The organism is Crocinitomicaceae bacterium (assembly GCA_016708105.1).
Taxonomy (GTDB): Bacteria; Bacteroidota; Bacteroidia; order Flavobacteriales_D; family Crocinitomicaceae; genus JADJGJ01.
On record JADJGJ010000004.1, the window covers coordinates 81,122 to 106,828 of the forward strand.

15 protein-coding genes are annotated in these 25,707 nt (G+C 38.4%); 8 read left to right on the forward strand and 7 right to left on the reverse strand.

The features are described from left to right. Positions 1–11 precede the first annotated feature (11 nt). Positions 12–2,750, reverse strand: a complete 2,739-nt coding sequence (locus IPH66_16285) for a T9SS type A sorting domain-containing protein (protein MBK7130901.1) — start codon at positions 2,748–2,750, stop codon at positions 12–14. Positions 2,751–2,931: 181 nt separating this feature from the next. Beyond that, entirely contained in the window at positions 2,932–4,722 is a 1,791-nt protein-coding gene (lepA, locus tag IPH66_16290; GenBank protein MBK7130902.1) for an elongation factor 4, read from the reverse strand. Positions 4,723–4,992: 270 nt separating this feature from the next. On the opposite strand from lepA, the gene metF reads away from it, so the two are divergent. From metF to radA, 4 genes are all read left to right on the forward strand, one after another. After that, positions 4,993–5,946, forward strand: a complete 954-nt coding sequence (gene metF, locus IPH66_16295) for a methylenetetrahydrofolate reductase [NAD(P)H] (protein ID MBK7130903.1) — start codon at positions 4,993–4,995, stop codon at positions 5,944–5,946. Beyond that, on the forward strand, positions 5,933–6,865 hold the full coding sequence (locus IPH66_16300; protein MBK7130904.1) for a hypothetical protein: 933 nt from the start codon (positions 5,933–5,935) through the stop codon (positions 6,863–6,865). The genes metF and IPH66_16300 overlap by 14 nt, the downstream gene beginning before the upstream one ends. A gap of 110 nt (positions 6,866–6,975) precedes the next feature. Beyond that, positions 6,976–7,410, forward strand: a complete 435-nt coding sequence (locus IPH66_16305; protein MBK7130905.1) for a hypothetical protein — start codon at positions 6,976–6,978, stop codon at positions 7,408–7,410. A 2-nt stretch (positions 7,411–7,412) separates the two neighbouring features. Further along, positions 7,413–8,780 carry a DNA repair protein RadA gene (radA, locus tag IPH66_16310; protein ID MBK7130906.1) on the forward strand — a complete coding sequence of 456 codons (1,368 nt, stop codon included), beginning with the start codon at positions 7,413–7,415 and terminating at the stop codon, positions 8,778–8,780. A gap of 240 nt (positions 8,781–9,020) precedes the next feature. Here radA and IPH66_16315 read toward each other — a convergent pair whose 3' ends face one another. Together IPH66_16315 and IPH66_16320 are read right to left on the reverse strand one after the other, a co-directional pair. Further along, a complete protein-coding gene (locus tag IPH66_16315; protein MBK7130907.1) occupies positions 9,021–11,957 on the reverse strand; it encodes a CHAT domain-containing protein in 2,937 nt (978 codons plus the stop codon). A gap of 466 nt (positions 11,958–12,423) precedes the next feature. Further along, a complete protein-coding gene (locus IPH66_16320; GenBank protein MBK7130908.1) occupies positions 12,424–15,249 on the reverse strand; it encodes a CHAT domain-containing protein in 2,826 nt (941 codons plus the stop codon). A 248-nt stretch (positions 15,250–15,497) separates the two neighbouring features. On the opposite strand from IPH66_16320, the gene IPH66_16325 reads away from it, so the two are divergent. From IPH66_16325 to IPH66_16335, 3 genes are all read left to right on the forward strand, one after another. Beyond that, positions 15,498–15,851 (forward strand): MmcQ/YjbR family DNA-binding protein, encoded by a 354-nt coding sequence (locus tag IPH66_16325; protein ID MBK7130909.1) that lies wholly within the window; start codon positions 15,498–15,500, stop codon positions 15,849–15,851. A gap of 151 nt (positions 15,852–16,002) precedes the next feature. After that, positions 16,003–16,449: a hypothetical protein gene (locus IPH66_16330; GenBank protein ID MBK7130910.1), complete on the forward strand. Its 447-nt coding sequence runs from the start codon at positions 16,003–16,005 to the stop codon at positions 16,447–16,449. After that, complete coding sequence (locus IPH66_16335) at positions 16,439–16,810, forward strand: RNA-binding S4 domain-containing protein (protein MBK7130911.1); 372 nt, start codon at positions 16,439–16,441, stop codon at positions 16,808–16,810. Before IPH66_16330 ends, IPH66_16335 begins: the two co-directional genes overlap by 11 nt. Before the next feature lie 87 nt (positions 16,811–16,897). Here IPH66_16335 and IPH66_16340 read toward each other — a convergent pair whose 3' ends face one another. Together IPH66_16340 and IPH66_16345 are read right to left on the reverse strand one after the other, a co-directional pair. Beyond that, positions 16,898–17,824, reverse strand: coding sequence for a type IX secretion system membrane protein PorP/SprF (locus IPH66_16340; GenBank protein MBK7130912.1), 927 nt, complete (start codon positions 17,822–17,824; stop codon positions 16,898–16,900). Positions 17,825–17,857: 33 nt separating this feature from the next. Continuing rightward, on the reverse strand, positions 17,858–22,813 hold the full coding sequence (locus tag IPH66_16345) for a gliding motility-associated C-terminal domain-containing protein (protein MBK7130913.1): 4,956 nt from the start codon (positions 22,811–22,813) through the stop codon (positions 17,858–17,860). 240 nt (positions 22,814–23,053) lie between these two features. Here IPH66_16345 and IPH66_16350 point away from each other — a divergent pair, with 240 nt between their 5' ends. Then, positions 23,054–23,851, forward strand: coding sequence for a hypothetical protein (locus IPH66_16350; protein MBK7130914.1), 798 nt, complete (start codon positions 23,054–23,056; stop codon positions 23,849–23,851). Positions 23,852–23,915: 64 nt separating this feature from the next. On the opposite strand, the gene IPH66_16355 is transcribed toward IPH66_16350, so the two are convergent. Further along, positions 23,916–25,685 carry an SUMF1/EgtB/PvdO family nonheme iron enzyme gene (locus IPH66_16355; GenBank protein MBK7130915.1) on the reverse strand — a complete coding sequence of 590 codons (1,770 nt, stop codon included), beginning with the start codon at positions 25,683–25,685 and terminating at the stop codon, positions 23,916–23,918. Between the last annotated feature and the right edge of the window lie 22 nt (positions 25,686–25,707).

Below are 25,707 nucleotides of genomic sequence, written 5' to 3' on the forward strand. Positions count from 1 at the left end.
TTTAATGCTCCCTACCCCTTAACAAACTTCACCGCTTTTTTCTGTGATGAAGTTGTGATCACGGCAATATAAATTCCGTTAGAAAAACTGCTTACATCTTGCAATGTATAATTGTTGGTGATGACGGCGTCCAAGCATTTTTTTCCGGTGAGATCATATATTTCTATTCGTTGTCCGTTTTGTGCTGATACATGAATGTATTGATTGGTGAAGGTTGGATAAAGTAAAATATCTTGCGGTGAAGTTACTGACTCCATGCCTGCAAAAGCCGGATTGAGTCCGGTTGAATAAACTCCGTTTCCATGTGTACCAACAATCATTCTTCCGTCATGCGTGCGGTAATCCATGTGGTTGATCACCACGTTGCCTATACCTGCTTCCAGTGTCCAGATTGTATTTGCGCTATCAGGCATGGTAGTAACATATAAGCCGGAAGTTGTTCCAACAAACAATGTTCCGTCAGGATATCTTTCACACCACAATGCAGCCGGCCCGGCACCTGATCCATCTATATTTTCTTCTAAATTCCCACTGATGTCATCCCACGTAAGTCCACCGTCTTTTGAATAAAAAATACTTGGAATTTCATAATTGGCAAACGTGACTAAAATTTTATTTGCATCAAACGGATCAACCGAAATAGAAGACACCCATGAACCGGCAGGAAAATAATCTACCGTCAAATCTACCTGAACAGGTGTTGCAGAATTTGCCTCATCTAGCCGATACAAATCTCCTTGTGAAGTACCATACCAAACCTGATTGGCTCCTGCTTTGCTCATTTCTATATCCGTAATTATTCCGCCGCCCGGCAAAACATTACTCTCGGCAATTTCTACCCAAAAATTTGGTTCTTTATTTGTTTTGTCTCCGCTGATCGTAATGTCATGCAAATCATCTAAACGGAATAATTTTGTACGACCATTCCAGTACAGTGTATTGGTGTTGTTAGGATCTAATTTTAAACTGTTACACCAATTATATGAACTTGGTCCATCTTCCGGATCAATGCGCTCATGGCCTAAAACATTTCCGTCTCCATCAATTTCTTTTAAAAACATTTTTCCATTTTGTGTACAAATCACATAGAATTCTGCGTTCTCGGTTATTGCGCAATACATGCCATCTCCCCCACCAACTTCAACCCAAGCTGAATCAAATTCATTCGTGTTGGTAAACCAAGTTCCATTGTCTTGCATACCACCAATAATAATGTCACTGGTAGTTTCACCAGGCTCCATAGCAACGGCATAAAATTGTGTTGTGACAAAGCCGTTGTTAAGCGGAATCCATTTTACACTGTCATCTAAATTATCTACTGTTTTATAAATTCCACCATCATTCACGTTGATCATTACTTTATGATCTGACGGTAAAAAAATCATGTAATGTTGATCAGGATGATGATCAGGATATGACAATTGCCAATTGATATCATCATACGGTAAATCATCACATTGATAACCTCCAATCCATGTATTATTTGTGTCTGTTGAAAATCCATCAGTTGATCTCCAAATGCTGGTGCCGGCAATATAAATTACATCCGGATCATCAGGGTGTATTGCCATGTGAACATCAAAAGACGATTGTGTATTCAGATATCCCAATTCAAAAGAAATTCCATTGATAAAACAAGATTGATGTGGTAAGTTCATACTTCTATCTTCCCATGTACCACCTGCACCTGAACCATCACCTGAAAGATAATTGTATTTAAAAAGTGAATGTCCGTTGGCGTATGATCCGTTGGTAGAACCAAAGAACCAAATCTCATTATCGTCTTGCGGATTCACCGCCATTGCAAGTCGGCCATAACCGGTTGGAAAACTTGGCGGAATAATACTTGTCCAAGTAATTCCATCATCTGATCTAAAAATTCCTTTGCTTGGAGAATCACTTGAAAGAGTCGCATAAAAAACACCTGATGGAGTAATGATGAGTTCAACATAATCAGAATGTAAATTACTGAAAGATCCTTGCTGAAAACCCAATACTTCAGTCCATGTTGCGCCACCGTCATCTGATCTGAAAACACCGTTGTAAACTGCTGCAAGTACAACATCATTTGCAAGGTCAGTATGGTCAACAACAATGCGCCACACAAAATCCATCTCGTGATTTGCCAAAAAAGTTTCCGGTGTGCTTGATTGAGTAGATGTCAACTCAACCCAAGTTAAACCACCATCTGTGCTTTTCAACATACCATCACCGCTGAAACGCGCTTCAAAAGTTGATGCACTGACAATTCCGTATTGTTCTCCGGTGCCTGCGTACCAAGTGTCTTCATGTCCGGGACGAGTGTCTTGTACAATACTGGTGATGCTGTGCATTTGCAAAGGGCTAGTCACTTTTGTCCAACTTGTTCCGGCATTGGTTGATCTCCAAATTCCACCCGTTACACCAGCCGCAAACCAAATATTTTCATCTTGAATATCTAATGCAACTGCCCGCGTGCGACCTCCTTTGTTTATTGGGCCACGCAATTGCCAAGTAAATGCTTTGGTCATATTCACGGGTAATGATTGCACGAATTCCAATTCGCGTTTTCTGATATCTGCAGGTATGACACCCGTTTGCGGATTTCTCAATCGCTGATATTCGTAAATCACTCTGCTTTGCAATGAGCTGTCATTGCCATACGACATGCCGCCTGAACTTTCACTGTTTTGTTCAACAAAATTTCCCGCTCCCTGACGATCACAGGAAAGCATCATGCACAATGCAACCGGAATAATAATGAATCTCATGACAAATGATTTGAGTGCAAGGTATGGATTTTTAGAATAAATGTGGGAGCAAAAGCCCATAGTCTAATACACGCACGGGTTGCAAATGAAATTCCGCAACGTAGGCGCAGGTCACGACCTGCGCCTACACGACGATTATTATTTGCAACTCGGTTTGATTAATGTAAGAAAATTTAATCCCTCAATCCAATTTCAACACCGCTAAAAATGCCTCTTGTGGCACTTCAACAGAGCCTACCTGGCGCATGCGTTTTTTACCTTCTTTTTGTTTTTCAAGGAGCTTGCGTTTACGAGAAATATCTCCGCCGTAACATTTTGCGGTTACATCTTTTCTTAACGCTTTCACTGTTTCACGTGCAATAATTTTTGCGCCAATAGCGGCCTGAATGGGTATTTCAAATTGCTGCCTTGGTATCAACTCTTTTAGTTTGAGACAAATTTTTTTACCAAGGTCAAATGCATTGCTGCGGTGCACTAAAGCTGATAGGGCATCTACTTGTTCAGCATTCAATAAAATATCTAATTTGATCAAATCAGATTGTTTCATGCCAATAGGAAAATAATCAAACGATGCGTATCCCTTTGAGCATGATTTTAATTTATCATAGAAATCAAAAACTATTTCACCCAAGGGCATTTCGAAAGTAATTTCAACGCGGCTTTGTGTGAGGTAAACCTGATTTTTTAATTCGCCTCTTTTTTCAATACACAGGTTCATTACTTGTCCAACATAATCAGATTTTGTGATGATTTGTGCCTTGATATAAGGCTCTTCAATGTATTCAATTTTTGAAGGGTCAGGTAATTCAGACGGGTTATTTACTACTATCTTTTCTAAATTTTTTGTGAGATAGGCATTGTATGATACGTTGGGTACCGTAGTAATCACGGTCATGTTGAATTCACGTTCTAACCTTTCCTGAATAATTTCCATGTGCAGCATCCCTAAAAATCCGCAACGGAAACCAAATCCAAGTGCTTGTGATGATTCAGGTTCAAACACTAAGGAAGCATCATTCAATTTTAATTTTTCAAGCGATGCGCGCAAATCTTCAAACTCTTCTGTGTCCACCGGATAAACGCCGGCAAATACCATGGGCTTTACATCTTCAAATCCTTTAATTGCTTCTGCACAGGGTCTGGCAACAGTTGTAATGGTATCACCTACTTTTACTTCGTTGGCTTCTTTAATGCCTGAAATAATATAACCCACATCACCGGCAGAAACAGTTTTGCGCGGTTCCAAATCCATACGAAGAATGCCAATTTCATCTGCGTGATATTCTTTTACTGTGGCAAAAAATTTCACCAATTCACCTTTGTTAATAGTGCCGTCTAAAATTCGATAATAGGCTATGATACCACGAAAGGAATTAAAAACAGAATCAAAAATCATGGCTCGCAATGGCGCCTTGGGATCACCTTTGGGAGGAGGAATGCGTTCAATAATAGCAGCCAAAATTTTATCTACACCCAATCCTGTTTTACCACTAGCCGGAATAATATCTAACGGAGAACAACCAATGAGATCAACAATTTGATCAGTAACCTCTTCAGGCATAGCGCCAGGCAAATCCATTTTATTGAGAATAGGTATGATGGTCAAATCATTTTCAAGCGCCAAATACAAATTGGAAATAGTTTGAGCCTGTATGCCCTGCGCTGCATCAACAATTAACAGTGCGCCTTCACAAGCTGCAATAGAACGGGAAACTTCATAAGAAAAATCAACGTGTCCGGGAGTATCAATCAGGTTGAGTACGTATTTTTTTCCATTGAAAGTAAAATCCATTTGAATAGCATGACTCTTGATGGTGATTCCACGCTCACGCTCTAAATCCATGTCATCTAGCGCCTGCGCTTGCATTTGGCGCTCTGAGATAGTGTTGGTAGTTTGAAGTAAACGATCTGCCAAGGTGCTTTTTCCGTGGTCAATGTGTGCTATAATGCAGAAATTCCTGATGTGATCCATGGTGCAAAATTAGAAAATTCCTGACAGGGACAGATGATGACCTCTGTTTAGCATTCAAAAATTTGGAATTTTTTCGGATCTATCCGAAATTTATTTAAATATTTTACGGATCAATCCGAAAAATTTAGGGTTTTATCACAAATCACCGTATGTTCAATGGCGTGCCTTGTATTGACAGGTCGCGACCTGTCCCTGCGTAAACGGCACAATCACAATCAAACCATTCTTTCTATATTTGCCGCCCATCAATTATTTTGAAATCAGCACATCATGAAAGTCATAGAACATTTAAAAAACGCGACCGGAAAAACACTTTTTTCATTTGAAATTCTGCCCCCATTGAAAGGCACCAGCATCCAAGCCATTTATGAGGGCATTGATCCCTTGATGGAATTTGATCCCAAGTTTATCAATGTCACATATCATCGTGAAGAATATGTGTACAAAACCCGCGAGAATGGTTTGTTGGAAAAAGTGAGTATTCGTAAAAGACCCGGTACAGTTGGTATTTGCGCGGCCATCATCAATAAATATAAAGTTGATACGGTGCCCCATTTAATATGTGGCGGATTCAGCAAAGAAGAAACTGAAAACGCTTTGATTGATTTGCACTTTTTAGGTATTGACAACGTGCTTGCCCTGAGAGGTGATGCAATAAAAACAGAAACAAGTTTCAGACCTCATCATGATGGTCACCAATACGCGCGCCAGTTGGTTGAACAAATTGTTGACATGAATAATGGAAAATATATCATGGATGATGTCAGCCTTGATCCTACCAATTTCTGTATAGGTGTTGCCGGATATCCTGAAAAACATTTTGAAGCCATGAATTTGAAGTCTGACATGCAACATCTCAAAGATAAAGTGGCAGCAGGCGCTTCATACATTGTGACACAAATGTTTTTTGACAATAAAAAATATTTTGATTTTGTGAGTAAATGTCGTGAGGCGGGAATTACAATTCCGATTATTCCAGGAATAAAACCGATCCAAAATTTGAATCACATTTCATTTCTTCCAAAATTTTTCCACATTGATTTTCCTGAAAATCTTGCCAACGAATTAGAGAAATGTAAAAATAACGCAGATGTTCATAAATTAGGCGTTGAGTGGGGTATTGCACAAGCCAAAGAATTGAAAGCCGCAGGCGTACCATGCATTCATTTTTATACTATGAGTAAATCAGAATCAGTAAAAGCTATTGCGCGTGAAGTATTCTAAAATATATATCCTGCCGTTGTTCTTGTGTTTAATGATTTTTTCTTGCGCAGGAAATGATCAAGCAATAACCGGAGAACAAAAAGAATTCTCAACTGAGTCAGAACCGATGCAAGACAGTTTGTTACCGAGTGCTCCGTTAATTTCAGATTCACTGCATCAAGAATTGCAGAAATATTTTGATGATGAAACCCTCACAGAAATTGAATCATTCATTGAAGAATTTGACACAGTTAAAACAGATACTGCTTTCAAAGCTGTCTACGATAAAGGATTAGTACTTTTTCATAAAATGTACGATGCCGTGACAGAGCCGCAAACCAACTACTTGAAAGAAGCAATGACTGATGACGGAATTGGATTTTACACCGTCATTGAAGACCTGAATAAGATGAATGGTCTTTTGGCTCCACTCTATTTCAGTTGTGTGGCAGAATGTTCTGACTATGATTTTTCGTTTGATTTACTGGCGCTTCAAAATAAATCACTGGAGACTAGTGGAAAGCAAGACGATGATTTTATGGAATTGCTTTTAATGATTGAAGACAGAGCTTACGGCTATGTTGGTTATGGTGATTTTAAAGCATGGCATATACAATACACTGACATCAGCGGATCAACCCGATTAGGAGATGGAATTTTACTCAACATCATAACTAAGATGCAAGAAATAAAACCACGTATTCCGTTGTTTAAAAAAGAATTTCAACGTATGCACGAAGAAGTTTTAGACGTGTTGAATTCTATACATATTTACGAGTTTAGTCCTGAAGAAGTGCAAGCAGAATACACTAAAATTTTACGCCTGAATTATTTCACCGGCGATGAAAAAGCATCAATAGAAAAATGCCGTGACGAGTTGAAAGCAAATCAAGACAGTTATCAATTTAACTGCAAGGATGGCGGATGCAGTTATGAGTAATCAAGCTTTTTTAGCATGAGTACAGGCCGGGACCTGCGCTAACTGAAATGATTTTCTTTTACCCAGTTGAGAATATTTTTTATACTTCTCTTTTCTTAATTTAGCACATTATGAAATCAATCAATCTGTGGACATGTTTTGTTGTGTCGGCTTTTTTTGCGTTATCGTGCAACGGAAATAAAAAAAGTGAATCAGCAACTGAAGCCAGCACTGAAACAACTGCGGTAAATTTGCTTACCGGAACCTGGATGCTTGATTCATCACTTTATTTTGAAGACAAAAGATTGACTACTGTAGCACCACCGGTAATGCCCACCACTTGGGAATTTGCTGAAGATGGAAAATACACGGTAAAAAATTCACTTACCTTAGCCGGTACGTATCAACGCACCACTGATTCCGTGTACGTTATTTTATTGGATGTGCCAAATTCGTATGAAATTATTTCACTTACCGATGCAAACCTGAGATTGCGTGCAACCATTGTGGGAACCGATGAAATGAGTTTACAAACAGATGCGTGTCTCACCCGAAAAAAAGATTAACTATGGCAAAAGTAAAAACAGCATTTTTCTGTTCAAACTGTGGCGCTGAATCTGCCAAATGGGTTGGCAAATGTTCATCATGCGGTGAGTGGAACACCTTTGTAGAGGAGGTGATTGCAAATCCTGCCTCATCTACAAAATTATTCTCAGCGCAAAAAGACAAGCGTGCTGCAAAACCACAACGCATCACTGAAATTGAAAAGAAAACAGAAGAGCGATTTATCTTAAGCGACAATGAACTTAACCGCGTGTTGGGTGGCGGCTTAGTGCCGGGCAGCATCATACTTTTTGGTGGCGAACCCGGTATTGGAAAATCTACCTTGTTGTTACAATTAGCCATTTCAGAAAAAGGAAAAAAAATACTCTACGTTTCAGGTGAAGAAAGTGAACAACAAATAAGCATGCGTGCTGATAGAATTGGCAAACTGAATGATCAGTGCTTTGTCTTGACTGAAACATCTGTTGAAGCCGTTTTTACGCAGATAAATGAATTGAAACCCGACCTGCTTATCATTGATTCAATTCAAACCATGCAATCATCACTCATTGATTCATCACCCGGCAGTATTTCTCAAATTAAAGAATGTACAGCAGAGTTTTTACGATTCGCCAAACAAACCGGCACACCTGTGTTTTTAATTGGTCACATTACCAAAGAGGGGTCATTGGCAGGCCCAAAAGTTTTAGAGCACATGGTTGATGCCGTTTTACTTTTTGAAGGAGATCACAATCATGTGTATCGTTTAGTGCGATCAGTAAAAAACAGATTTGGTTCAACCAATGAATTGGGTATTTATGAAATGAATAGTTCAGGCTTGAGAGAAGTTGAAAATCCATCAGAGATACTCATTTCAAACAACGAAGAAAACCTGAGCGGAATTTCCATTGCCTCCACTTTGGAAGGAATTAGACCCATTTTAATTGAAGTTCAGGCACTGGTTAGCACGGCTGCATACGGAACTCCACAGCGCTCATCAACCGGTTTTGATTTGAGACGACTCAATATGTTGCTTGCCGTTTTAGAAAAAAGATGCGGATTTAAACTGGGCGCTAAAGATGTTTTTTTAAATATAGCCGGCGGCATCAAAGTGAATGATCCGGCAACTGATCTTGCTGTGATCATGGCCGTGATGTCATCTAACGCAAATATTGCCGTGCCACCAAAAATTGCCTTCTCCGCTGAAATCAGTTTGTCAGGAGAAGTGCGCCCCGTCAACCGGCTTGAACAGCGCATTTCAGAAGCAGAAAAAATGGGCTTCTCATCCATCATCATTTCAAAATTTGCCAAGGGCATCAATAAAAAAGAGTACAAAATAGAAATCATACAAGCCGGTAAAATTGAAGACGCCGTTAGGGCGGTTTTTGGGTGATGCTTGATCAACTTGAATGCTCCTTACCTCAGCCTTCCTGCGGACACCTTCTCCAAAGGAGGGCTCACGATGTAGAGAGATGTTGCTCTATTCACGTTTTTATCCTCATCCGTCCTGCGGACACCTTCTCCAAAGGAGGGCTCACGATGTAGAGAGATGTTGCTTTATTCACGTTTTTATCCTCATCCGTCCTGCGGACACCTTCTCCAAAGGAGAAGGGAAATTTAACTAATCGTAAGTCTATTCGATCAAAACAAAGGCGCCCCAGTAATAGGGATCGTATTTTTCTCTCATCAACTTTTGTGTCTTTTGAAATGCAGTGGGTATGTCTTTTAGTTTGATCAGATTTTTGTAAAACAGAATCATAAATTCTGACGTTTCTTTGTCAGGTACTTGCCACAAACTCATGATCAAATATTTTACACCGGCCATTTTGAATGCACGTTGTAAGCCAAATACTCCCTCGCTTCCTTTGATGTCACCAAGGCCGGTTTCACATGCAGATAGTACAACCAATTTTGTGTTTCTCAAATCTAAATTGGAAACTTCTTGTGCGGTGAGAATGCCATCTTCACCTTCAGCCAATGGATTGCGTTGCCATACATCATTCGCATTTGCTAAAACTATTCCACTTCGCATCAACGGGTTTTTATTGTTGACAAAACTCCAGTTCGCGTAATTTGTTGTGCCTCTAAATTTCAGGTCTTCGTTCTTGTTTTCGCTCCCGCTCTCACGCTGATTCTCCGCTCTGATTTGCTCAGGGTCAGGGAAGAAAAAACCATGCGTGGCTATATGAACAATACTTGAACTCGATATTTTTTCCTTGAAAATTTCTTCACTTGCATTTAATCCGCTGAAATAATTTACACCAAATTTTTTCTTCTTCAAAAAGGTGTTGATTGTATTTGTTTCTGCCAGTGAACCCGGTAAATAACTCCACACTTCTTCCACTTTTTCGCTCTCACTCTCTTCCTCACTCTGGTATTCCACTCCTCCCATTAATAAAAAGTTTTCAAGATCTCCGAATTCAGTACTATTTTCGAAAGCAAGATTTCCGGTAGAGCCCATTTGACGGAAGTTATAGACATCAGAAAGATATACGTCCTGATCTTTGCAAATAGCAGAAAAAGACACTTTGTGCAATAATCCGCTTGGAGAATAATACACCGTTTTTACATTTTGCAAATACGGTTCAAGCGGTTGCCAGATTTTTTCATACAAATCTTTTTTGGCTTCTGATTTTTTTCCGTAAACACGTTCAACAAAACTTAGATTGTTGCCTTGAATAGTGCCAAGAATACTTTCTAATTCATGGCCGTCACAAAGTTTAATAATTTCAGGATGTTTACTATTTGGCAGCACAACAAGCGCGATGTAAATTTCTTTCTGTACAGAATCATGTTCAGTTGAAAAGTTGACAAATTCAATAGCTGCCTGACCATTTTCTAGACTAGATTGAACTTTTTTCCAATCAAGTTTTCGAATTTTATCAAAATCAGAAAAAGCATCTGATTGCCTAATAAGATCCCTTTCCAGCGTATTCGCTTCGATTTCAAGACTATCACATTCGTCTCCTTTATTGTAGCAGCCCTCCAATTCTCCTTTTAGCAAAATCCAGTTGTTATATTTTTCCGCTAATATAGAATCCTCACTAGCCAAAATCGCACTACGCAGTGCAATGCTGGATTCAAGTGAAATACTTTTACTCTGGAGACACATGTTAAATGCGGTATCAGCCAACTCAGGTACATCATGGTAATATGATAGTGAAAAATCAATATACTTATATAGACTTTTCTCCATAGAATAAAAATAACGCTGCTGTTCATGTTCTGAGAGTGCGAAAAAATTTAATTCTAATTGATCCATCACGAGCTTTCTGAGTTTGCTGACATAGTAATGCTCCATGTCTCTGTTTTCAAGGCGAACATAGCAATTATACAGGCATTCAAGGTTTAATTGTTTTGCATATATACGGTTTGATTCATTTGCCATTAATAAACCTTCTTTAAAATAATTAATTGCAGTGTCAAGCATGTCTTGCATATAGAAAGTGTTGCCAAGCATATTTAAAGTGCCCATCATTCCCTCGTTAAAATCAATTTCTCTACTAAATCTTAATGCATGTAATAGATATTTTTCGGCACTGCTGTAATCTTTATTGTCGAAATAGACAATGCCAATATTCCATAGCGTGCCTGCCATCCCTATTTTGTATTCTATAGACTCATAAATCTGGTATCCTTGATTAAAGCAATTGAGAGCGGAATCGTATTGCTCAATATTTTCGTAATAACTCCCCAGATTATTGTATGTGGAAGCAATGGACATTGGGTCATTTAACAGCTTATCAATTTCAGCGCATTTAATAAAAAATTGATAGGCACGAGGATAATCGCCCATTGCCATACAAAGATTTCCAAGATTATTGTAACTATACGACATTCCCTCAATATTGGACGCAGCAATGCAAATGTTTAAAGACTCATGATAGTACTCAAGTGCCAACGCATAGTTCCCCATAATTTTGTAAGCGCTGCCCAACACGTTGCTTGTTTTTGCAATTCCTTTATAGTTGGACAAATCTTTATAAATAGAAAGTGAAAGATTCAGATATTTTATGGCGGAATCAGGTGGGCCAAGCAAATTAAACGCCAATCCAATATTCATGCTTGCACTAGCCATTTTTGACTTGTCATTTAACCTTTTGTAAATCTGAAGTGATTTGAAATATTCCTCTAATGCAAGCCTTGTTTCGCCCTGTCTCAAATAACAATTTCCAATTGACATGGTAATAGAAGAAACAACCAAATCATTGTTCATCTCCATGTGCATTTTCCTGCTAACATCAAGATTAACGATAGCCAAACTGTCCTGGTAAAGGTTATAATAAGCAAGCCCCATCATTTGATAACTTGCAGCAAGATGTTTTCTTGATCCTCTCTCTTCAGCTAATTGCCGATGTTGATTGGCGAAATAAATGGCGCTATCTGGCTTGGTATTCAAGTAGCCTTCCATGATAAATTGCTTCATCGCAACCAATCGCACTGTATCATCGACGGTTTCATTTTTCCAAAGTGTCCATAACGAATCAGCCTTCGATTTTGACCAAGAAGATTGCGCAAATCCAGAAAAACCCAAACAAAAAAACGCAAGAATCGAAATAAATATTTTCATATTAGCACGGTTGATTATTGCTGTGTAAATACCTTCAGCATAGAGAGAAGATGAACTATTCAGAAATAAATGTAGTTATAAAATCAGAAACTCACAATCGGCACAAATTTTCCTCGCAATAAGGCAATAATAAATGCACTTTTTCATCCCACACGACTCTTGATACTATCATCAAATTTATCATCACAAGAAATAATCAAAAAGACTACTAGAAAAATAATGTACTTCACATTCACTGAAATACCTAAAATAAAAAAAGTAACTCCGCTTTGGATAGAATAGAAATCCAGCGGACATTGGAGTGCCTGTGCTATCATGAATACTCCTTACCTCATCCGTCCTGCGGACACCTTCTCCAAAGGAGGGCTCCCGATGTAGAGAGATGTTGCTCTATTCACGTTTTTATCCTCATCCGTCCTTCGGACACCTTCTCCAAAGGAGAAGGAAAATACAACTAATCGCAAGTCTATTCGATCAAAACAAAGGCGCCCCAGTAATAGGGGTCGTATTTTTCTCTCATCAACTTTTGTGTCTTTTGAAATGCAGTGGGTATGTCTTTTAGTTTGATCAGATTTTTGTAAAACAGAATCATAAATTCTGACGTTTCTTTGTCAGGTACTTGCCACAAACTCATGATCAAATATTTTACACCGGCCATTTTGAATGCACGTTGTAAGCCAAATACTCCCTCGCTTCCTTTGATGTCACCAAGGCCGGTTTCACATGCAGATAGTACAACCAATTTTGTGTTTCTCAAATCTAAATTGGAAACTTCTTGTGCGGTGAGAATGCCATCTTCACCTTCAGCCAATGGATTGCGTTGCCATACATCATTCGCATTTGCTAAAACTATTCCACTTCGCATCAACGGGTTTTTATTGTTGACAAAACTCCAGTTCGCATAATTTGTTGTGCCTCTAAATTTCAGGTCTTCGTTCTTGTTTTCGCTCCCGCTCTCACGCTGATTCTCCGCTCTGATTTGCTCAGGGTCAGGGAAGAAAAAACCATGCGTGGCTATATGAACAATACTTGAACTCGATATTTTTTCCTTGAAAATTTCTTCACTTGCATTTAATCCGCTGAAATAATTTACACCAAATTTTTTCTTCTTCAAAAAGGTGTTGATTGTATTTGTTTCTGCCAGTGAACCCGGTAAATAAGTCCATACTTCTTTCACTTTTTCGCTCTCGCTCTCTTCCTCACTCTGGTATTCCACTCCTCCCATTAATAAAAAGTTTTCAAGATCTCCGAATTCAGTACTATTTTCGAAAGCAAGATTTCCGGTAGAGCCCATTTGACGGAAGTTATAGACATCAGAAAGATATACGTCCTGATCTTTGCAAATAGCAGAAAAAGACACTTTGTGCAATAATCCGCTTGGAGAATAATACACCGTTTTTACATTTTGCAAATACGGTTCAAGCGGTTGCCATATTTTTTCATACAAATCTTTTTTGGCTTCTGATTTTTTTCCGTAAACACGTTCAACAAAACTTAGATTGTTGCCTTGAATTACACCTAAAATATTTTTAAGATCATCTTCAGTGCAGAGTTTTACAACATCCGGGTGTTCAATTTCTGGGCGCACTATGAAGGCGGCGTAAATAATTGGATTTGCCGTATCAATTTCACTTTTAAAATGCACGAATTCTATGGCCGCTTCGTCTTCATTTAAGCCTTTGCGGACTTGTTTCCAGTCGAGAGATTGGATTTTGTTGAAGTCAGAAAAAGCACCGGATATTTTTATTAACTTCTTTTCCAATTCATCCGCCTCTTTTTCCAAGCCGGTAATATCTTCACCAACGGTATATTTTTCCGCAATTTTATTTCTTGTGTACATCCAATCCTCATATAGCTCAATTAATTCATCATCCATACTTCTAAGAATGACAGACCGAAGTAAAATAGAAGATCTTAAGCCAATTCCTTTCACCAAAAGCAAATTATTTAGTGCTTTTTCTTCCATTTCATGATCAGTATGAAATTTATAGGTTACAAACTCGTACAACCTGCTTAAGTCATTACTTAACTTCACGACATATACTTCCTTTTCCTTCTCTGAAATATTGAAGTAATTTATTTTAATATTTTCAATTACCAATTCATTTATAACATTCAGGTAAACAATTGCTGAATCAAATTGATTTTCTTTTATAAAAACACTTACAAGCAGCTTGGCTGATTCTTTCATTACAATTTTGGAAGAAGATTCGTTTGAGAGAAAAAAAGCTTGTTTTGCACAGGTTTTGGATTCACTTAAATTACCCATTGCAAAGTGCATTGCGGACATGGCATTAAGGACCATTGCGATACTTTGATTGCCTTCGGTTTCGATTTTCATTTTATAACTCATGGCATAATTATCCAATGCTTCGGTATATTTCTTTTGCGCAAAAAACAAATTACCAATATTCAAGTATGAGTTAGCTTCGCCTTTAATGTCATTTGTTTCAATTCTTAATTGCAAACCGCGCATGAAGTATTCCATCGCCTCGTTATATTTATACTGCTGTTTATATATCAAAGCCATATTATTACAGATGGTGCCAACATAGTTTTTATTGCCTATTAATTCAAAAGCATTCAGTGCAGCCTTATAGCAATTCATGGCCATATTAAAATCTCCAATATAAAAATATGCTACCCCAAGATTCAGCATTGCAACAGCCTCTCCCTTTTCATCTTTTAGCTGTCTTTTTAACTTGATCGCCTGTTCATAGTAGTTAATTGCCATGGCTAAATCACCGATATCCTGAAAAAATATTCCCAAGTTGTTGTAGAGGATAGATAATGTGAAAGTGTCTTCTATTGCAGTTATTAATTGAACAGCCTCAAGATAGTTTGCATAGGCACTTTCCGTGTCTCCTTTGTCAGAATAAGCGTTACCAATATTATTTAGTGTTTGCGCAATAGATAGCGTGTCTCCAATTTCTCGTCTAAGTAATAGGCAATTTTTATAATGATTGATTGCCTCAGTATAATGTCCAATTTGACTCTTGGCTCTACCCATTGCCAACAATGATCTTGCCGCGTAATTCTTATTTCCAATATTTTGGGCCAACTGATATTGTAGTGTAGCACATTTTACAGCACTATCAGGATTGGTTTTGAGTAAATAGGTCCATACCATTTCATCAATTGCCTTCAGCCTTAGCGTATCAGGTTGACTTGTATCAGACCACACAAGCCATAAAGAATCTTGTTGATGTTTTTTTGCACCATCCTGAGCAAATATTATTTGACTACTCAGTAAAAAAATAATACTCAGTATGCCATATTTAAAATAAGTCATCTTTTGTTCTGCTGATTGACATCTATTATTTATGCTTGAAACGATTTTTTGCTTGCTTATACTACGTATCGGCATTTGGCAATTATTTCTTCGTTGTAAATTAACTCATTTTCAACACCTTTTCCAACTTAATTGATCAAATGTTTTCACATCGCATCTTAAACAATCTGGTCAAAATAAACTTGCAAATAGTCCCCATTATGACGAAGTGGTATACCTTCGCCAATATAACCGCAAAAGAAATCTATATGACACTTGAAGATTTTGTTGAATACTGTCTTTCCAAAAAAGGAGTTACTGAAGATTTTCCTTTTGATGAAAATACGCTGGTGTTTAAAGTAGCCGGTAAAATGTTTGCGCTAACCGATGCCAATGAATTTGCATCAATCAATTTGAAATGTGATCCTGAAAAAGCCATTGATTTACGAGAAAAATTTACCGCCGTTCAGCCCGGTTATCACATGAATAAAAAGCATTGGAATACTGTTACGATTCATGATGACGCAACAGACAAACTAATATATCAGTGGATTGATCATTCGTATGATTTGGTTGTAGCATCATTGCCAAAAAAAATCAAACAAGGGCTGCAAGAAGATTAACACAAAAGGAATCCAAAGCAGAAATCGCATTGCACACTTCTTTCTCATCAAGTGATTTTTTAACGGAACATTAAATGGACACCGTTATCATTATCCCCCTCTTTTACTAATTAGTTCTCAATTCAATAAAATAATTATATTTGAGTTGACCATGATCTATCCGCCACCACCTGCAGACATGATAATTCATCAACGTGATTGGCCCAAACTCACGCAGTACTGGCTCACTAATGGAGTTTTTAGAACAGATGTGAAAGAGTCAGCATTTCTTGAGGCGGATGATTTTTTACCCGTAATCAAAGCAAAAATGGAAATGATCAACGGGCAAGATCATTGCTCCGTTTTTATATGTCCCAAATTTGGAAACATTTCATCTGATGCAAGGAAATTATTAGCCACTCCGGAAGCAAACCTGCACGCAATGGTTAAGGCAATTGTCACACCCAATTTAGGCACCAAAATATTAGCTGAATTTTTCATTGCAGTGAATCGTCCTCCAGTACCGCACAAAGCATTTTCAGACATTGATCAAGCCATGTTATGGGTAAAACTTGAATGGAAGAAAATTGTTGACTCAAGAAATCAACATGCGCATTGATAAATTTTTATGGACTGTGCGACTATTCAAAACGCGCAGCCAAGCGACAGATGCGTGTAAAACGAATAAAGTTTTAGTCAACAGTCAAGTCATCAAACCTGCTCATGATCTCAAAGTAGGTGACATAATTCAGATTAAAAAAAACACTGCGCAATTTTCTTATCAAGTTCTCGCATTCACTGCTAACAGGGTAGGTGCTTCACTTGTGCCCAATTATATTAAAGATACAACGCCGCCGAGTGAGTTGGAAAAATACAAAACCTATCAATTAGCACAGCGCGAATTCAGAGATTTTCAAACCGCCAAACCATCAAAATCAGATCGTCAGAAATTGAGGAAGTTTTTAGATGGTAGCAATTAATCTTGGCATCATTTCTTTAATCAGTCTCTTCAAAAAATAGGACTCAATAGTTGTTTCTACGGCATTACATCTTCATATAATCCCTGATTAATCAATAGACGCCTTTCCTTTCAAATCAAATGGGTCAAGTCCGAAACGATATTGAAGTAATATTTCATGACATCCTTTGGTATAGCCCTGCAGCGGATTTGTTGAAAAATCAAACGCATAACCAAACACTACTGCCTCTTTGTAATTATACTGTACAAAAGTTGAAACAAATCCAAGGCTCTTGTATGACAATCCCAAACCAATCATGTTTTTATATAAAGCCATGAGTGAAATATCCGCCTGCGGTTTAACATTTTTCACATACTTCATCAACAAGGCTGTCTTCAATGAAAAATCATCACTTAATTCAGTTTTGAATCCTGCTGTTAGATAATAGTGTGTCATCAATGAAGGAGCATCTTGAAAATTAGCAGAGTTAAATTGATCAGCATTGACACTCATGATGCGTGGAACCGAAATTCCGGCATATGCATTTTTTGTATAATAATACGCTCCTATACCAATATGAGGTACGGCAAGATTCACATAACCTGCGGTGAAAACTTCATCATCGGTATCCCAATAAGTTAACCGATCATATTTTGTGTTCACCAAATCAACACCTGCGTTCACTCCAAATGCCAGCCTGTTGTTTTCATTCAACTTCACTTGATAACTGTATAAAGCAGCAATATTAGTCTGATTCGTTACACCAACATGATCTTGATACACCATACCACCTACCCCCATGTTGTATTTCTTGAGTGGTAACTCATACGTTACACCACCACTTGTTGGTGAACCGTCAAACCCTACCCATTGTTTTCTAAATGCGCCGGTCAAACTTGCATACTCTGTTGAGCCGGTTGCCGCAGGGTTAAAGAATGAGGTATTGTCCCCAAAAAATGTGTACGTGTATTCTTGTTGTGCAAATCCTGTTGCTAATCCGGCAAGAAGTAAATGCGTTAGAATGATCTTTTTCATGGTTTCTATTTTTTAATGTCGTTGAGACAATACCTATTTTCTTCTTAATTCAACATACCCGGTGAGTTCAATTTCACCGTCATTAATTGTGAGTATTACATAGTAAACTCCATCAGGTAATTCTTTGCCATCCATGGTGAGTCCACCCCAGTCATTGGTATAATTTTCTTTTTCATAAACTACATTTCCCCAACGATTTGTTACAACAAAATAATTGTCGGGATATGCCTCAAGACCGTGTACAACAAAATAATCATTTTTGTTGTCTCCGTTTGGTGACATAGCGGTTGGCATTTCCAGGTCATACGGTTGTGTCAATGAATCACCCAAGGTATATTGACAACCGTTTGCATCAGTAATAATTAACTCATAATATCCTGCTGCAAGTGAAGAAATATCCTGAGTTGTTGATCCATTTGACCAATCATAGAGGTATGGTGTTGTGCCACCTGTTACTTCTACATCAATACTTCCGTCACTACCATTGTAGAATGTGATATGATGATTGTGAAAATTCAACGGAGCATCAAGTGTCGCGTGCAAAGAATCGGGTTGTCCAACAGCATAGCTTGCTGAAAAATCACATGCGTTTGCATCTGTAATTGTTACATCATAATTTCCTGCCAAAAGGTTTTCAGCAAAAGAATCATCATCAGCATTTGACCACAAGTAAATGTATGGTTGAACACCACCTGATGCATTAATCAAAATCATGCCGTTTGAATCACCATAACATAAAGCATCTGTAATAATTTCCATCAGTGAAAGAGTATCCGGTTCACTTACTGTTCCGTCAATAGTAGTCCAGCAACCATTATCATCAGTTACAACTACCGAATAAAATCCGGCAGGGAGATTGGTAATATCTTGTGATGTTTCAGATGTTGTCCACAGATAGGTATATGGCGGTGTGCCTCCTGTTGCACTCAAATCTGCTGCACCAGTTGAATCTCCATGACAAAGCGCCGGCGTCATCACAATATCTAAATCAATTGCTGTTGGATCTACAATCAAATTATTCATAACATACACGCAACCATTTGCATCTGTTAACCCAACTTGATAGGTTCCTGCCGGAAGCGTGTTGATGTCTTCAGTAGCTGCCGAATTACTCCAAATAAATACATACGGTAATACTCCACCTGTTGGCGTGATGTCAATAGCTCCATCATTTCCTCCGTTGCAACTAACGTCTGTAATTGCTGCTGTAATATCCAATGTGTCCGGCTCATTTAAAAAGACACTATTAGAGGCCGAACACAAGTTAGCATCGTAAACAGTTACGGAGTAATTCCCGGCAGACAAACCAGTTGCTATGGCGGTGGTTTGTCCATTTGACCATGTGTAAGTAAATGCACCTGTTCCTCCGTTGGCGGATACCGTTGCTTCTCCATCACCTAAGCCATGACAACTTATATCTTCACCATTATAATCACTAGTAATAGAAACCGGCGCAACTAACATAGGAGGATTAACGAGCGTAGCATTATCTGTTATCACACATCCATTATTATCCGTTAGTGTCAACGTATAAGTTCCCGCTGATAACCCTGCAATTGATCCGCTGGTTGCACTATTACTCCAATTGTAAATATAAGGACTTGAACCACCGCTTACAGTTGATCCAACTGAACCATCTGATAATCCAAAACACGAGATGTCTGATCCATTATAATCACTCGAAACAAAAACTGACAAGTCTAAAATATCCGGTAAAGAAATGGGATATGTTTCAGAAACGCATCCTTTGCTGTCTTGTACAACTATCAAATAACTATTGTTGATGTTCAGATTAAAATCATAGTCAAGTACTGAACCAAAGTTCACTGCATTATCTGTTGAAATCGAATAGTCAGCAGTGCCTCCTGCAGGAACAACAGTTACCATTTCTGTTGACTGTGTAACATAATAACATAGATTGAAATTAATGTCCTCTGCAATTACATTCGTGTCAATACTGAAAGGGTACATATCTGATAGACATCCGTTGGCGTCTTCAATAATCAACATATACGACGCGTCAACAGGCAAATCATTCGTGTAATCACCAACGCCATACATGGTAGCTCCATTATCAAACGAAAGTGAATAATCAGCGGTACCTCCTGTTGGTGTTACATCCACTTGTGCTACTGATGAGCCGGGAACCGGGCAGTGAATAATGATTGTATCTGCTTCAACTTTTTCCGGCTGATTTACAAGAATAGTAAGCGGTTCAGGTAATGAACAAAAATTACCATCTGTTAATTGCAAAATATATCCACCCACATCAAGTCCTGAAAGATCTTGCGTACCATCACCATTTGACCAACTATAGGTAAATACAGGGCTGCCACCAAGTACCGTTAAATCAATGGCTCCATCATTGCCTTCAAAACAGGTAACGTGTGTTACAGAATACGCCAATTCAATTGAATCAGGTTCTGTCATGAGAGTAGATGAATTGGCTGTACAACCATTCTCATCGGTTACAGTAACTGAATACGTTCCTGGTGAAAGATTGATTCTGTCTTCGGTTGTGACACCGCTGTTCCAGAGAAAATCATAAAACGGAAATGTTCCGCCAGAAACTGTGAGGTTAATTGTTCCGTCATCAGCACCAAAACATGTTGCAGGAGTTGTAAGCAACCCTACAGTAAGAGCTGAAGGTTCAGCAACACCAAAAGTTGCAAACGCGTAACAATTTTGTTGATCGGTTACTTCAACCGTATAAACATCTGCAGCTAATCCATTGATATTGGTAACTCCTGTCTGACCGGTACTCCAGGTGATGTTGTAAGGTGCGGCTCCATTGGAAATTGTTAGTACCGCACTTCCATTTGCATCTCCATTACAAAGAACACTGCTTGTTCCAACATAGATGTCAAATAAATTACAAGGGGGTTGACTGATGTATAAACTATCTGTCAATACACAACCATTATCATCCGTAATATCTACAAGATACCACCCGTAAGGTACGCCTGAAATATCATCCGTTGTTGCGAGATTTGACCAGCTATAATCATACGTTCCGGTACCACCGGACACGTTGGTTTGTGCTGATCCGTCTGAGCCACCTTGGGTTGTAACGTCTGTATGTGTAAACGTATTTGACAATACTGTTGGTTCATTCACAGCAACCACTCCTGTAGCCAAACATCCATTATCATCTGTTACAACTACAGTATAAGTTCCGGCAGGTAAATTGTTTGCAGTACTTGTAGTTTGTGATGCATAATCATTCCATAAAATGTTGAAAGGTGAAGTACCATTTACAGTGACTACTGTTGCTGTTCCGCTAGAATCATCAAAACACAATGCAGATGTTGCAAGGGTGTTGACTGAAAAACCTGCGCAAAATGGTTTGTTCACAACAGTGCTGCCTGTCAATTGACATCCGTTATCATCAGTAACTGTTACAGTATATAATCCATACGGCAGGCCGGTTAATCCTGCTGTTGTTCCGCCTGTATTCCATGAGTAAAAATATGGACTTGTTCCGCCTGAAGGAATTGCTGTTGCGGTTCCATCAGAACCGCCATCAGTAGTGACAGGTGTACTGTTTACAGTTAAATTAAGAGCCGAGGGAGCTGTAACAGTGATACAATCTGATGCCTGACATCCATTTGCGTCTGTAATTGTCAAGCAATGGGTACCTGTTCCCACTGTTGTACCTTGTGTAACATCACCATTTGTCCACTGAAATTCAAACGGAGCTAAACCGCCAGTGATTGCCGGCATTACTGCAATTTCTGAATTACTGCAATTGAGTGCAATGTCTGCAAGATTGGTTTCAATAGTATCAACAAAAAACAAAGTTACCTCATCACTATCTTCTGTGCATCCTGTTCCAGCACCGGTAGATGTTAGCGTAAGTGTTACTGATCCAAAATTAATTTCTGAACTTGTGGGTATATACGTTAGTGTTAAATCTGTATTTGAACTAAGATAAGTTCCTGTTCCGCCTGTCCAAATTCCCGTAGATGAATTTGCAATTAACCCTGTGAGATTAGCATTTGGATAAGTAGCACACAGCACTTGATCAACGCCGGCATCAGACACTGGTGGATATACTTCACTCACGGTAAATGTGTGAAAAAATCCGGCGCAATTTCCGGGTTCATAATTTCCGTCGCGAACTTCAACGGTGTAAACTCCCGCTGTATTAAATGTGAAATTTGGTCCTGATCCTAATAAACTCATCGAACTATTGTAATAATAAAAAGTGTAGTTACCATCACCCCCACTTGCAACAGGTGTAACTATGGCCGCACTGCCTGAACAAAATGATTCGTTGTCTGCATAAACTTTTACTGAATCAAGAATTGTAAATGACATGGTATCACAATACATCAAGGCGCCAATATTTGGACAATAATCAAGAATTGGATATCCGCAAACTTGATATTCTATATAATTTGGCCCGGCAGGATCAGGGGTAAAAGTAGGTTGAATGCAATCATCACAACTGAGGTAAGAATTGTATGCACCATCAGGATTTGGATCAACGGATAACCACGAAACAGAAGTTGCTGTTACCCCAAGCACTTCAATTGACTCAACACAATTCAGTGGTAAAACCTGATCTCCCGGAAAGGTTGGTTTGGAAACAGAAACCAAGGTATAGTTTCCGTTATCTGTTCCGGGTTTGCAAAATGTCAGAGTGAATGGATTTGTATTTGCCAAACAAATGGTGTCTTTCAAATCATGCTCAGGTCCGCAATCAATTTGCCAATTGAGTGATCCAAAGGCTCCGGCGCCGTCATAATCAAAATATATACCTCCACTATTTGGGTCAGGTATGATTTCAAAACTGATACAATTGTTACTTGAAGAAACACCGCAGCACTGTCCTTGTCTGTCAAGCGCGTCCTGCTCAAGCAAGACCCACGTACTATCAGGCGAACCTGTTAAGTCAACAATGTATGTTGGAACGTTTGAACCACATTGCGCATACAATAATTTAGATGCAGTCAATAATAATAAAGAAAGAAGTAGCTTATTCATAAGAGGAATAAATTGTATTCGACAAAGTTATGTAACCACTTAACCGAAACGTCTGACGTCAATCACTCTGAATACCAATGTTTATCAGTGATACAGATCATAAAAGTCTAAACTAATCACTGTTTATATTTTTGTTGTTTAGTTAATTAGCGTGATGTTTTTTTTCAATAAAGAGACCTTTCGATGAATGAATTGTGTAACATTTGTTACATTCACAACCTGTTAAAAGTCATTTATCTCATGAAAAAATTATCACTTCGCACGTTATTATTTTCCATCGCAGCTGTTCAATTACTTCTGTCATGCAATGGAAGCTCTGAGACAACAAAACCGGTTGACACCACCGCCATTGAGGTGATTGATTCAGTTATTCTTGACTCCAATATCATCATTGATACAGATGCCTTGATGGCAAAATATTCTTCAGGTGCTGCGCTTCCGTTTATCCCTGACAGCACCTGGCTTGCAGATGTTGAATTATCAGATTCAAACTTACTCACAGCAAATGAGGCTATCTATTTATCGTATGGCTATGTAACAAGTGATATTTCTTATCATGCCACAACCTGTGTTGATGATTTTGTTTTCTTTGATTCACTCAAACAACATGATGAATATGATGCATATATTGAAACTGTTGGCCTTGGGCAAATGGTAATATCAGACGCTTATGTTGTGCAAAAACTGCTTGTCAATGATTCAACGGAACTGCTTTTGTGGTTGGTTGATTACGCAACGTATGAAGCTTGTCCATACTCTGCCGGACGTGTGCTTTATGCCTCTATATGGCGAAACGGTCATATCACAAGTTCAACCATCATTGGTGAAGATTCTGGTGGAGGAGATGCGCCTTATTGGGGTGGCACTTCTGTACTACCAAATTTTACTTCAACAGGATTCACTGTAACCAGAAAAGAAATCAATGGCGAGGGTGAAGTGGATGAAAATGACAATGAAATAGTCACTACCGAACAATATGATTTTATTTTAGAAATTAGCCCTGAAGGTGTTTGGATGATTACTGCTTTGAAGGGGTGATTATTTTTTTCTACTGTTGCTTTTTTTCTGCAATGCAATAAAGTTTAAATCGACAGTATTGGAGTTAATCCTTTATTCTCACAACATACCTAAATCCAACAGTTGAATAGGATTTTTCTGGATTAGAAAAGCGCTTTGGGTAAAGACCCTCAGTGTTCACACCTAGAATCATTCCATATCGTTCATCAAACCAATTGCCTCCTAAAATCATCTTTCCTGTTGTATCATTCTGAATAAAATTTGCGAAGTCGATGTTGCGTTGATTTTCGCAATAAGAAATGTCTGAGTAACAATTGTAATTCTGATAGGCCTGAAAAAGTTTATCGTAATGTGTTTTAAAATCGGCGTTCATCCATTCAGATAAATTATTGGATAAAAACCGAATATCATTGACCAGGTAGTTTTGTGTATATCTCATGAACGAAACGTAATAAGTTAATTCTTGAATTTCGTGCGTATTGTTTTCATTCAGTTTTTTCAAAATCCATTTCCGCATCGACTTTAATTCTGTCTGATTAGTTGCATCAAAAGGTAAACCCACTTTTTCGGTGAAACCAATCGCGTTCAATAAGAGTAATTCATGAAATTGACCATAATCTCCGGTTGACCAGTCAAGTAATAAATCTGTCACTAAATTGTCGTCTTGAATGGATGAAGCCATCAGATTTTGGTATGGCACACAAATAGCCCATTCATATTCTTGCGGAGTCGGCAAATCAAATGAAAACCGTTCACCCCAAGTGGGATTTTTCGCATAAAATTGTTGCTCTTTCCAATGACAAAAAGCTTTGGCTTGTTCCCATGATACACCATTAACAGGGAAATTATCATACGCCGGATGCCAGAAGTACATATTGGTAAGTGGATCATTATACGCATATCGGGTATCTCTTACCCAGCTCAGGGTATCCGGATAGATCACAAGCTCATTGATTCTAAAATACTTTGACGAATCGTATTGATTGTAGAGATTGTTTTTTCTCAGTGAATCTTCTATATGCTCTAGTGTATCCACATCGGCTTTAATTCTTTCCAGATCATTTTCAAAAAATCGGTAAACAAGCTTTGTAACATCCAATTCTCTGCGTCTATACCAGCGTTCATTGGGGTGCAAATAAAATTGATAGGTAACCGGAACCAAACGTTCATGATCCATTTTTTCCCAAACATCAAAGTCTTGTCTGAACGAAAAATGCTTGCGATTTTCTGATCTGTTCGCAGGGTCAGGGACTTTCCAAATTAGATCGTTCTCGTCGAAATAAACTGACTTAGAATTAGCGTTTAGCATTGCAAAAACTTCTTCGTCGGTAAATTTTTCGCTCGCATATACGGCTTCTTTGAAAATGGAATCACGAACCCAATAAACAAATTCTCGATACTCCCAATTAGTCACTTCGTATTTTCTGAAATAAAATGGCTTGAAATAATTTTCAACCAGTTCTTGATATTTTGTAGCTCGTATTTTTTTAGCAGACTCTTTAAATTCGTTAAATACAGTGTAAGTGGTTGAGTCGGACGTTAATTGCCAGTCAACATAAAGTAGTTCCGATGGATCAATGTAGTACCTGAGGCTGTTTGCCTGAATATGCGTGATGCTGTCTTTCAAGTGAACTCGTGGATCAATAAAAACACAATGATGCATTTCTTGATGGGTTCTTTTGTGATTGAAGAACTGACTTGTTTTTATTTCATAGGTTCCTTCAATTGGATGGTAATAGCGGACATAATCGTGCTTTTTTCCAAGGACATCCACATGCAATGCAACCAGCTGGTTTTTTTGCGACCAACTATTCACTGAAATAATGAGCAACGGGAGTAAAAATTTTGACTTCATAAAGGAGGAACGCAAAATTTCA